This window comes from Paenibacillus ferrarius (genome assembly GCF_002027705.1).
Classification (GTDB): domain Bacteria; phylum Bacillota; class Bacilli; order Paenibacillales; family NBRC-103111; genus Paenibacillus_E; species Paenibacillus_E ferrarius.
Map to the genome: position 1 here is coordinate 1 of NZ_MBTG01000062.1, position 11,594 is coordinate 11,594.

Here is an 11,594-nt window from a genome sequence, read left to right on the forward strand (position 1 = left end):
GGAAGTACCGAGTAGTAGTTCCCAAAGGGCACAGACCCGTTACTAGAGCATCTCGGCCTCCACCTCTTGGACAGGTATAACGAAGGAATGTAAGGGCTGCGACCCGTTGAGTCATGGGAGGGTAAACCACCAAGAGACCGTGGAGTCAAACGTGCACATATGGGAAAATGAGGAATTAATAACACTTCCTCTATTCCCGCATGCCCTCTTGATGATTTTAGAGAAACAGCTCCCTCATCTTCTAGAGAACCCTGCTTCAAGAATGATGTAATCCTACGAATGAGCGAGTATATGCAAGAAAAACGCTAAGAACAGAGGGAGGGAACTATGATCCGCTAATCCACCATTTCCCAATCGAAATCAGTAGTTTCCACTTAATTAGCGTACCTCAGTTCCCTTTCATGCTGCTTTTACCCCAGTTCCCGCCAATTAGCGGATCATAGTTCCTTTTCATTTACAACTCACCACTCTCACCCCCTCTTTCCCGTCCATTCTGCATGAACGTCCAACAAATTAGTCACTTTCCCCCCCCTACTGCTCCTACTCCTACTCCTACTCCCACCCTCACTCTCATCCCCACCAAAAAACAAAAAACACCCACCCTACGCCCTTTTCACACTAGGTTCTATGTCACCGCATAGCCCAAAGGGAACTATGATCCGCTATATGGCTGAAAACCACCTAAATTCACTCCAAAGGGAACTATGATCCGCTAATCCACCATTTCCCAGTCGAAATCAGTAGTTTCCACTTAATTAGCGTACCTCAGTTCCCTTTCATGCTACTTTTACCCCAGTTCCCGCCAATTATCGGATCATAGTTCCTTTTCATTTACAACTCACCACTCTCAACTCCTCTTTCCCGTCCATTCTGCATGAACGTCCAACAAATTAGTCACTTTTAACCCCCCTCCTCCTACTCCTACTTCTACTTCTACTTCTACTTCTACTTCTACTCCTGCTCCCACTCCCACCCTCACTCTCATCCCCACCAAAAAAACAAAAAACCTCCACCCTGCACCAAAGCCACTGAAATCAACGATTTCAGCAGCCTCAGCGCAAGCACGGAGGTTAGCTTATCTTAAAATCCAAAATATTGCTTCGCGTTATGATAGGAAATCCCTTGAACCAACTGCTTCAGCAGCTGCTCGTCATTCGGGAATTCACCCGCTTCAACCCACTCGCCGAACATGTTACAGAGGATTCTGCGGAAGTATTCGTGTCGCGTGTAGGACAAGAAGCTGCGGGAGTCTGTCAGCATCCCTACGAAACGGCCGAGCAAGCCGAAGTTACCCAGCGATTTCATCTGCTGCACCATGCCGTCTCTGGTATCGTTGAACCACCAAGCAGCGCCGAGCTGGATTTTGCCTGGGATACCATCACCTTGGAAGCTGCCCATCAAGGAAGCCAGAATTTCATTATCGCGGGCATTCAGCGAATACAAAATCGTTCTCGGCAGCGAATCCGCAACCGCTAGAGATGACAGCAAGCCTGTAAGAGCACTGGCAACCGGACTGTCATTGATCGAGTCAAAGCCCGTATCCGGACCCAGCTTAGCGAACGCTTGTCCATTATTGTTCCGGGAAGCGTTGATATGGTACTGCATTGCCCAATCCAGCCTTTTGTAGATGCCGCCCAGGAACAGCAATGTGAACGCTTTATATTTCTTCTCGTCTTCCAAGCTGACAGCCTTGCCCGCCAATCCGGCTTTGAAGATCTCATCCACTTCTTCTTTGGTCGCAGTCGCAAAAGGAACATAATCCAAGGCATGGTCAGATACTTTGCAGCCAACAGAAGCAAAAAATTCGGCTCTGCTTTCAAGTCCCGCCAACAAATCATCATAGGAGCTAATCGTGATGCCTGCGGATTTCTCCAATTGGCTGATCCATGGCAGGAAAGTCGCCCGGTTGATTTCAAGCGCTTTATCAGGACGGAAGGACGGCAATACTTGCGTGTTGAAATCTTTGATTTCTTTGATTTTGATGTGATATTCCAAGGAATCCACCGGATCATCAGTCGTACAGATAACCGTTACTTTGGAATTGGTGATCAAGTCTCTCGCACGCGAGCCGCCTTCAGCCAGCTTGGCATTTACTTTTCCCCAAATCACAGGCGCGTTCTGTTCGTTAATTAAGTCATACACGCCAAAATACGTTTGCAGCTCCATATGGGACCAATGGTACAGCGGGTTGCCAATCGCCATCGGAAGTGTCGCGGCCCATGCAGCAAAACGATCGTAATCGCTAGCTTCTCCCGTAACCTTCGTCTCTTCTACGCCATTGGCACGCATCATTCTCCACTTATAGTGATCCCCGTACAGCCAAGCTTCGGTTATGTTGCTGAATTGTTTATTTTCATAAATTTCCTTAGGACTTAAATGACAGTGGTAGTCAATGATGGGTAAATCTTTGGCAAATTCATGGAATAAATGAACAGCCGTATCGTTCGTAAGCAAAAAGTTCTCATCCAAAAAAGTTTTCATGAAGCTGATTTCCACCCTTCTCAAGCTGAATGATCTGCCTCTATTCTAGCGAAAGGTTAGCCGGAAATCTTGCGATTTTTTGCTTTTATTTTTACAAATATGTGCATATATTGACCTTTGCCTGCAAGCATGTGAAATAAGCATCTTAAGGCACGGGTTGTCCGACATCGGTTCCAGCGTTAATCTCTTCCGGCAAAGATTCAGAAGCGCTAGGCACATGCCGAGGTTTGTGGTTAATGCTGTCCGAGGACAACAGGCTTACATATACGCGTCCCGGCATCGCATGCGCCCTAATCAAAATCGGTTGATTATAATTATTTTTGAAGCTGAAATCAGGTCCTCCCCAGTTTACAGTAGCATCCCTGCCTGATGGCACGTAGGGAACCGATCTGCTGTGCGAGAAACGTTCCACGATGGTCAGACCGGCACGGTCAGCCGCGTTGTATAAGGTAGATGAAATCTGACAAATCCCACCACCGATTCCTTCCGAAAATTCACCCCTTACAATGACCTTCGCCGACATATACCCTCTCCCCCGGGTTCGTTCGCCAACAACTCTGTTAAACGAAAAAGTTTCATTGGGCTGAACAACATAATTATTAATCGCTTGGGTCGCAAGCTTTATGTTATTGTAGCGATGGTGATTATTTGAATTAAAATAGGTCACATAGTAACCAATCGGATTTACGCGAATGCTCGCTAACAGCTCACTGTCCACCTTGGGATAAATAGGCTTCTGTGGAACTTCAAAGGTCATAGGACCCTCGCCATAAAAATGCTTATAAAATGACTCCACAAACGCCTTTTGGTTCAGCTGCACGCCTGCTACTTCTTTAACAATGGCTCCTGCATCGTTGATGATGGCATTCTTCGGCTTGCGAAATATCTTCTTCGTCACTTCGTCTGTCAGTTGATGCAATCGTTCATTGTCAATCAGAGGAACATCCAGATAATTAATTGAGTAAGCTCCCCTTTCCAAATCGGCCATGATTTGTCCACTTTTTTCATCGATTGTTATTCGATCCGGAGCCACATTCTGCTGCGAGAGGAGCAGTAGGCCAACAATCCATCCGACCATCATGATTATCACCCCTCCCCTATTGTAAACAATTGAAATCATTCCATACTATGTAAAACAATTCTTCTGGCATAAGTCGTGTATTTGATGAAAAATCTGACCTATTTTACGAAAAAGGGGGATCAAATTGTCGCCCCCTTCTCGCTATACAAATCCAACAGATGGCGAAATCTGCTTCTCTCCTTAATTAAATGGGAACCCCCGTCTAAGAAATCCGATTTGTATATTAGGGTGTTATTGAAAAATCTGAAGATTTATTTTCAAAGATATTCTTCACGCTAATCGCAGTTACTGACTCAGATTTATTTATTTGCAAGATTCAAATGCTTGAAGGAGAGCTTCTCCCAATTGTTCAGGAGCCGCATTCAAAAGCAATTCTACTTTGATTTGACCGTTGTTAACGTAGCCACTTCCTTCTCTTTTCATAGGAGTAAATATAATAGTTCCCAGGTCATTTCTCATACTGACAATTACGTGCAAATATTCCTTCGCAAATTTACCTGGGTTCTTAAATCCAAGCAGAGTAGGTAAATTACCAGAAATACCCTTGTTTAGAAACGGTTCTTTCTCACAAAACTCAAAAGCTTCTGTCAGTCTTTCACCGACTACTTTGTAATCATGTTGCGGTTCTAAAGTTATCAGTTGATTTGTTGAAGCGCCTGCACCAATTGCATTTAAAGTTAGTGGATTTAAAACCAAAGTATCACCAGCATTTTTGTACGCACATACAGTAAAATTCATTTATTGTTCACCATCTCATTCTGCTATCAATTAATAATTGTCGTATTAATTTGAATGTCTAGTATCTACATATAATGGATTGCTTGCTGCAATTCACTGATTTGGTTACTTGTTAATTGTACATTTGGAATAGTGACTTATAAAGCTATTGCTAAGAAAGCGGAGAAAATATTGCGCGGTGTGAATGTGCATCGGAACACCAAAACGCCGAGGAATCCGTGGTTTCATGAGTACTTTCACCGCAGGTTTCTTTCTGTCTGCCGCGGTATCGCTGACCTGATTTCCCAAAAAAATATGCGCTCCAAAGTCAAAGACTCAGGTAATCATTTGTCTCATGTGGAACTTAGTTTATGTTATCTATGCTCTAATGAACAATAAAACGGGATAAGTGATGCAGCAGTGCCACTAAAGCAAGCTGGATGATATAATTGGGTTGTAACTGGAAAGTTACATTGCCACTTTTTCTATCGGACAATGAGGCTTTATTAATGAGGATAGCTTTGAGGGGCAGATTGATAATCCTTTAACGCTAAACCTTTACACCTATGTGCAAAATAATCCAATTAAGTATACAGACCTTAGTGGACATTGTGTAGGTGACAGTTATGTATGTAACTGGATTAACAAAGCGAAGGATATGTTTGTAAGTAAGACGCAATCAGGACTTGACGCTTCGGCTAATGCCGCCAATGCAGTACTTGATTTTGCGATACTTGATGATGTAAATACATTACTGGACTCTGATGCAAGTGTAGCTGATCAGGGCCTAGCTGCTTTAAGTTTGTTCCTGTTGGTAAAGTAATAAAAGGTGGGAAGCTCGTTGTTCAATTGGCTAATAAATATAAGTCAATTGAGCGTGCCGTAGAAGTAACTGACGAGGCCTTAAATGTAACGAAGGTCATTCGTGCTAGACCTAAATCAGTAGTAAATGCTTTGAGTAATTTTAGCAGTACTACAATGACGTTTGGTAACAACAAATTTCTTTTAGACAAGAGTGGTATGACTCATATCTTAGAAAGACATCATCCTTCGTATTGGGACGGATCAGTAAAATCCTCTCAGACATTTTTTAATGAAAATCTTAGTATTGATGATATTTCGAATGGAATACAAAGTGTAATGAATCAAAACCGTCAGACATTGATTAATAGAGGTAGCACTGGAATGTACCAAATCACGGGGTCATTCAACGGTACGGAGTATATATTAGGTTTGAATAATGGTAGAGTAGGTCAATTTTATCCAAAGTGAGGTAAAACCATTGTTGGAAATTGATTCATATTTATTACTTCCTCATGCAAAAATAACCGATCTTGTTGATGCGGTGAACAATCCACATAACTATTTTATAAACATTAAGAACTACGTGAAAGTGAATCAAATTGCCAATAAAGTCGATTTGAACTATGTGTGTGGTGCTATTTATATTGAATATAATTATCAGCCAATCATTAACTTTTCTCATTGGGACTTAATCGATCAACTTTGGGCTTACATCATTGATATGATAGAACAATTTAAATCCCAAGGGAACGCTTCAACCTACTTTCCAGATCAACCTATCAAGCTAGAATTTCAAAAACTGAATGAGAAGTTAATGTTTGTTACTCTTAATGAAAATAGGTACTCTTTTGAGAGTTCAATATTTATTGAGAAGTTGTTAGATTCGGCTGAAGCATTTTTCAATGTTATGGAACAACATTTTGGTGATGGATTGTACGCATTACAGTTAAAAAAACTCGTTGAGCAGAGAAATAGTTTATAGATTTTCTTCATGCCACCTTGCGATGCAATCCTCGCAAGGTTTTTTTCTACTTTCTACCTTTGTTATTGCAACAATATAACAACCGACTTGCTGTACATCACGCTCTCAAAGTGCATCAAGATAACGAAAGATCAAAGCCTCTGCCTCCGGCAACCCTCACAGCCTCACTGTGCCTTATGCAGGGATAAACGGCTTGCCCCCAAGTTAATTCCTTGCAGGGATGGCTTGTAGTCTTTCAAACCCTAGTCGGACAGGCTGCGCTGTCAGGATCGGTTTGAAAGGTGCAAGCTCCCTGCTCGGTGAATCAACAGCGGCAAGCCGTTTATGCGCATAAGGCACAGCATGAGGCGTTTCGGTTGCCGTCGACAGTGAGCTTCGATCATTCGGAATTTACGGCACTTTTAAGTCGCGAAGCGCAAAAGCGGTTGTTGCATGGTCTGCTGAGACGTGGTAAAAAAACGCCGCCAAGCGTAATCGCAAGGCGGCTAGTAGTTATGTGCTTATAGAAAATGATAAACAGATTCTTAGATTCTTATCGAGCACCTTATTATTTAGTATATAGAAATCTTTGAGTAAACGGTGTTTCTTCGTTTCTGATAAATTTAGACTTCACAGCTTCTTCTACAACGTTAGGGGTGTACGATTTTTTTCCAGTCAGACTAGTTTCTTCGACTTTATTTTCTTTCCTTAATTTATTGGAATTGTGGTTAATGATAACATATCCGTCTAGTGTATATGTTTTGTATTGAGGAAACTCGATGTTTTCTGAGACAGGTGCATTTCCAAGAAGATGCCATTTCCCGTCCTCAATGTATGCATCAGTTGTGTGTACTAAAAACATAATTGAACTGCTAGTTATGTCCTCAATAGATTGCCCCTCATTGACAACAATATCATAGATAACGATTGTATCCATCCCTACAATCTGACCATAACAAAACTTCTCGTCATCAATTGCGATCGAGAATATATCTCCCATTTGAGACTCAATTTTTTTCTTTGGCATTATGACCGTATCCTCTCATAATTTTAATTATTCATCATTAGGAACTCTACCTGATACACGAGGGATTCCAAGTAACTCCCACTTACTTTCTCTGATTTTATTCATTGCGTTTTCAAGGGCCCCGCCTTCTTTGCCTAAACCTCCATGTAAGTTTATCATTGTTTGTTCTAAAATATCCAAATTTTTCCTAGCTGATGCTCTCCCGAGTTCTTCAAACTCGTACTGTTGACCGTTGTTTCTCGCATGCTCTTTCTGTCTAAGTATATATCTCTCAATACTCTTAGCTTGTCCCACATATTCTTTTCCTGTATTAATATTAGTACTTTTATACACAATTCCTTCAGTTTCACCAGATTTGAACGTAGTTTTTACCCCGACAAACTCACCATTCTCGTCATACACAAAACTTGCACTATCACCTTTAGTACAAGCAGCATAACTGCATGGATTGGAACGAATTTCTTCAATTTGCTTAGCAGCCTTAAGAGCATCTTCCTGATTACCAAGCGATACCTGATCCTTAAGTCCATTTAACCCATTAACTTTTTCATATGCATTGCCAGTTAAGTATTCATCGTACATTCGACCTGGCGTTTTACTACTGGTTTCTCCGTCAGCACAAATACTATCCTCCATGCACTTCCCGGATGGATCCCAATGTAGCTATCCTCATTAATAAACCGCCCCCATACTTGGGTCATACCATCACGCGCGTAAATATTGCAATGCTGTCGTACTGTCCGTCATCTCTCCACTATAACGGAACGGCTGAGCTACTGTTTCACTCGTTATCGGCGGATTATCTCACATGGCATAGGTATAGGTGTTTAGCGTATTACCTGTTACTTCTGTTAATCCCACAACATCGTCGTGTCCATTTTTCCTTTGATTATCCTTGTATGGATAAAAAGAAAGAATTCTATTTTCTGGAGCGTCTAAAGTAATAGATTGCCCACAGAATAGCATTCCTGAATCCTCTGAGATAGCGGTAGATGAATAACGAACCCGCAGCCACAACAACAAGCCCCCAAAATGAATATAGTTTCAATTATGTTCTTCCTTTTCAACAAGAGTAAGATAATTTCATCTTACTATGTTCAACTCACTTCCGTCTCTAGGTATTGTTCTAATAGTTTTTGAGCGGCAGATAAAAAGAAAACCACCAAGCAAGGGTTAATCGCAAGGTGGTGAAGTATAATTGAAATTGCCTTATTTAATCCTACTTAGTTAAGGATTCACACAATTAATTACTTTAATCATTAATTGGTCTGCTGCATCCATTATCTCTCTGGCTTCATGCTCTGAGTAGTGCTCTTGTGAAGTCATCAAGACTGGATAGATGTTTATGAACAAATCAACTGCTTTTTTGGGTATGCTATCCGTCTCAGACCACATAATTGCTAATTTATCAAGAATTGTACAAGCTTCTTCCACTTTACCCTTGTTTAGACCATCACCCATTCTTAAAGATATTAAGACTCCTTCGTCACCTATTAATACTTCTTCTAAATTTTCTAGTAGTTCCACCAAATATTCCTCCTTGTAAAGAATTACAATAGTCCAAAATGGAATGCAATCTTCAATTAAGACCTCAGATGAACTTTTCGCTAATCGTTGACCATTAACGCTTCTAAGATACAGGCCTCGACCTGCATCTGTAGATAAATCATAAACAGAGCATGAAGGGAAGCTTAGAGATATTAATTATAACAATTCTCAAACCATCTTTTGCTACCCATTTCAAAGCGTATTAAAGAAGTCCCAATACACATTAGTAAAGTCAACTACAATACGGTCAATTGACACTTTCATACCTCCCATGTTCAGCCCCCCCGAATGAAGTTTTTTAACGATTTTCGGAGAGGGCTGGACGGCTAGCCTGAACGTATCCACCTGTATACGTTAAATGGTCATTACCAAATTGTTCTCTCTCACACAGTACCCATCGCAACAAAGGTCAGTTAAGTTGCAGACAAAGTAAACTTCTTGAATACCGCTACACTATAGCTGTCGTCCACAGGCTTCCTCGGTCGATTCTTCTGCTTCATGATGCAAATGCCTGTCCAAACAACGCTTGGTCAGACAGGCATCATGATAGGAAAGAGAATCGATCGACCGAGGAAGCCTGTGCTGCCGTGAATAAGGGCCAAGGTGAGGAGCAAGCCAGCAGGGCATGAACAAGTATCCAGCCCCAAAAGGGGGAAGGAGCGAAGCACTTTGGGAGTGCGTTTGTAAAAAGCCGTCAATCCTTGGCCGCGGCGCGAACGAAGGTTTAAGATCCAAAGGATCAAAGCCGCTGATGACGGCAACCGAAACGCCTCACGCTGGGCCTTATGCGCATAAACGGCTTGCCACTGTTGATTCACTGAGCAGGGAGCTTGCCCTTTCAAACCGATCCTGACAGCGCAGCTTGTCCGACTAGGGTTTGAAAGACTGCAAGCCATCCCTGCAAGGAATCAACTTGGTGGCAAGCCGTTTATCCCTGCATAAGGCACAGTGAGGCTGTGAAGGTTGCTAATGGCATAGGTTTCGATCATTCGGGATTTTACGGCGCTTTGGAACTGTGAAGCGCCAAAAGCCATGGTTTGCTTCGTTAAGCGTTGCTACAGCAAAAAGAAACCTTGAAAGGCGTGAAGCCGATCAAGGTTTTTAAATTATTGAAGAACCATTCTATCTAAGAACTCACGCAGTATATCATCAAAATCTGGATTTAATCCAATATCATCAGAATGCTTATAATATTCTTTTTTCTCCGTATCGAAATCAAGTATCTCTATATCCATAAATCCAGATTTCCATACACACACTGAACCCATCTTTTTTCCAGAATCAAAAAATACTATTTGGCATGGATTCTCTGATTTTTTTTCAATAACCTCTGCTGTAGAATCTCTAATCTCGCACGTAATATTCGAGATTTGTAGGACTGATTCTTTACTCTTCACCCATAATAAAAATTTATTATTCATTCTTGCCTCCTATTAAAGTGATATCTTTAGCCTCTGGCAATGAAGGAATTTCGATGCCTTTTCTCGCAGCCAATCTTCCTTCCAGAGATGTTGGAGACACGAACTTAATCCATCCTAGCTCACTATTTGTTACCACATAAGTGGATGCAGGAACATTAAACTCTACATAGATTGCATCAGAGGCGGCTTGTTTTTGAAATGCATCTTTGGAAAAAGCTGCATAGGTTTGTCCGCCACCACCTTCTTGCACCCTACCAGTCTCAATCATTTTGTTATACTCATCCTTACTCATCCATCTTCCCACTCTGGTACTTTCAACAGTCTGAGCGACAGTATCACCCACACCTTTAGCCACTATCTTCCCTGAACCACTTACTTTAAGACCACCAACTACAGTTAACGCTGTCGCTGCTGAATCTGCCCAATGTTCCAATGAGAGAGGTTCTGCTGGATTTAATGCCCCATTAAATGAAACAAATGTACCCATGGTTGCCCAGTTGCCTATATTGTACCAACTAGGGTCTTCCAACATTGCGTTAGCTCTTTGTTCTAAACCAGCATTACGTTTTTCGCCAAATCATCAATCCACAGATAGTACCACTTATGACCTGTTGGGTCAATGCGAGTTAACGGATTATTTCCAACATAAGTATAAAGATTCATGCTCAGCGGATTATCAATCTGCCCCTCATAGCTATCTTCATTAATAAACCGCCCCATACTCGGGTCATACCAACGTGCTCTTAAATACTGCAAACTTGCTGTATCATCGAACATCTCACCACTATATTTAAACAGCTGTGGTACATTCTCCTGTTGACTGACAATATTTCCCCATATATCATACTGATACGAATTAAGCTTCGTCATACCCGTACGATCCATTAAGTTTACCACATCGCCATGACCGTTGTGGAGGTAATACGCCTTCCCTGCGGAGTCCTCACGTGCTATCAGGCCATTGCCACGAATATAACGTGCTTTTAAAGTCGCTACACCACCAGCAACTGTACCCTCCGCAATGACGTTTGCACCGTTGTTATAGTACCTAGTTGTCTGTCCATTCTCCGTACGTTCCCANCGCCCCATACTCGGGTCATACCAACGTGCTCTTAAATACTGCAAACTTGCTGTATCATCGAACATCTCACCACTATATTTAAACAGCTGTGGTACATTCTCCTGTTGACTGACAATATTTCCCCATATATCATACTGATACGAATTAAGCTTCGTCATACCCGTACGATCCATTAAGTTTACCACATCGCCATGACCGTTGTGGAGGTAATACGCCTTCCCTGCGGAGTCCTCACGTGCTATCAGGCCATTGCCACGAATATAACGTGCTTTTAAAGTCGCTACACCACCAGCAACTGTACCCTCCGCAATGACGTTTGCACCGTTGTTATAGTACCTAGTTGTCTGTCCATTCTCCGTACGTTCCCATAATTGCCCGTCACCGTTGTATTTATAGGTCACTTTCCTACTATCTACCGTCGTGACATTCGTCAAGCGATTGCGTTTATCGTACACGTATGTTGAATCCGGACT

General features: G+C 42.0%; 11 protein-coding genes and 1 pseudogene. 2 read left to right on the plus strand and 10 right to left on the minus strand.

Going from position 1 to position 11,594, the window contains the following annotated elements; genetic code table 11:
• Positions 1 to 1,080: 1,080 nt before the first annotated feature.
• From uxaC to BC351_RS37120, 3 genes are all read right to left on the minus strand, one after another.
• Positions 1,081 to 2,481 (minus strand): glucuronate isomerase, encoded by a 1,401-nt coding sequence (gene uxaC / locus BC351_RS37110; RefSeq protein WP_079420652.1) that lies wholly within the window; start codon positions 2,479 to 2,481, stop codon positions 1,081 to 1,083.
• 145 nt (positions 2,482 to 2,626) lie between these two features.
• Positions 2,627 to 3,562, minus strand: coding sequence for a VanW family protein (locus BC351_RS37115; protein WP_079420654.1), 936 nt, complete (start codon positions 3,560 to 3,562; stop codon positions 2,627 to 2,629).
• A 303-nt stretch (positions 3,563 to 3,865) separates the two neighbouring features.
• The gene (locus tag BC351_RS37120; protein ID WP_079420656.1) at positions 3,866 to 4,300 is read right to left on the minus strand and encodes a hypothetical protein; all 435 of its coding nucleotides are present in this window, start codon (positions 4,298 to 4,300) and stop codon (positions 3,866 to 3,868) included.
• Positions 4,301 to 5,128: 828 nt separating this feature from the next.
• On the opposite strand from BC351_RS37120, the gene BC351_RS37125 reads away from it, so the two are divergent.
• Together BC351_RS37125 and BC351_RS37130 are read left to right on the plus strand one after the other, a co-directional pair.
• Positions 5,129 to 5,551 (plus strand): hypothetical protein, encoded by a 423-nt coding sequence (locus BC351_RS37125; RefSeq protein WP_079420658.1) that lies wholly within the window; start codon positions 5,129 to 5,131, stop codon positions 5,549 to 5,551.
• 10 nt (positions 5,552 to 5,561) lie between these two features.
• Positions 5,562 to 6,065, plus strand: coding sequence for a hypothetical protein (locus tag BC351_RS37130; RefSeq protein ID WP_079420660.1), 504 nt, complete (start codon positions 5,562 to 5,564; stop codon positions 6,063 to 6,065).
• Between the two features lie 547 nt (positions 6,066 to 6,612).
• On the opposite strand, the gene BC351_RS37135 is transcribed toward BC351_RS37130, so the two are convergent.
• From BC351_RS37135 to BC351_RS44600, 7 genes and pseudogenes are all read right to left on the minus strand, one after another.
• Positions 6,613 to 7,071: an Imm26 family immunity protein gene (locus BC351_RS37135; protein ID WP_079420662.1), complete on the minus strand. Its 459-nt coding sequence runs from the start codon at positions 7,069 to 7,071 to the stop codon at positions 6,613 to 6,615.
• A 27-nt stretch (positions 7,072 to 7,098) separates the two neighbouring features.
• Positions 7,099 to 7,707 carry a GIY-YIG nuclease family protein gene (locus BC351_RS37140; protein ID WP_079420664.1) on the minus strand — a complete coding sequence of 203 codons (609 nt, stop codon included), beginning with the start codon at positions 7,705 to 7,707 and terminating at the stop codon, positions 7,099 to 7,101.
• A 591-nt stretch (positions 7,708 to 8,298) separates the two neighbouring features.
• A complete protein-coding gene (locus tag BC351_RS37145) occupies positions 8,299 to 8,598 on the minus strand; it encodes a hypothetical protein (protein WP_244209307.1) in 300 nt (99 codons plus the stop codon).
• Between the two features lie 1,127 nt (positions 8,599 to 9,725).
• Positions 9,726 to 10,040 carry an immunity protein TriTu family protein gene (locus BC351_RS37155; RefSeq protein WP_079420670.1) on the minus strand — a complete coding sequence of 105 codons (315 nt, stop codon included), beginning with the start codon at positions 10,038 to 10,040 and terminating at the stop codon, positions 9,726 to 9,728.
• Positions 10,033 to 10,572, minus strand: a complete 540-nt coding sequence (locus BC351_RS37160) for a TreTu family toxin (protein ID WP_079420672.1) — start codon at positions 10,570 to 10,572, stop codon at positions 10,033 to 10,035. The genes BC351_RS37155 and BC351_RS37160 overlap by 8 nt, the downstream gene beginning before the upstream one ends.
• A gap of 17 nt (positions 10,573 to 10,589) precedes the next feature.
• Positions 10,590 to 11,120, minus strand: a 531-nt coding sequence (locus BC351_RS43125) for an RHS repeat-associated core domain-containing protein (protein ID WP_208629911.1), incomplete at its 5' end; no start/stop codon positions are given.
• A 1-nt stretch (position 11,121) separates the two neighbouring features.
• Positions 11,122 to 11,576: pseudogene (locus BC351_RS44600) on the minus strand (RHS repeat-associated core domain-containing protein); the annotation flags it as partial.
• Positions 11,577 to 11,594: the final 18 nt, after the last annotated feature.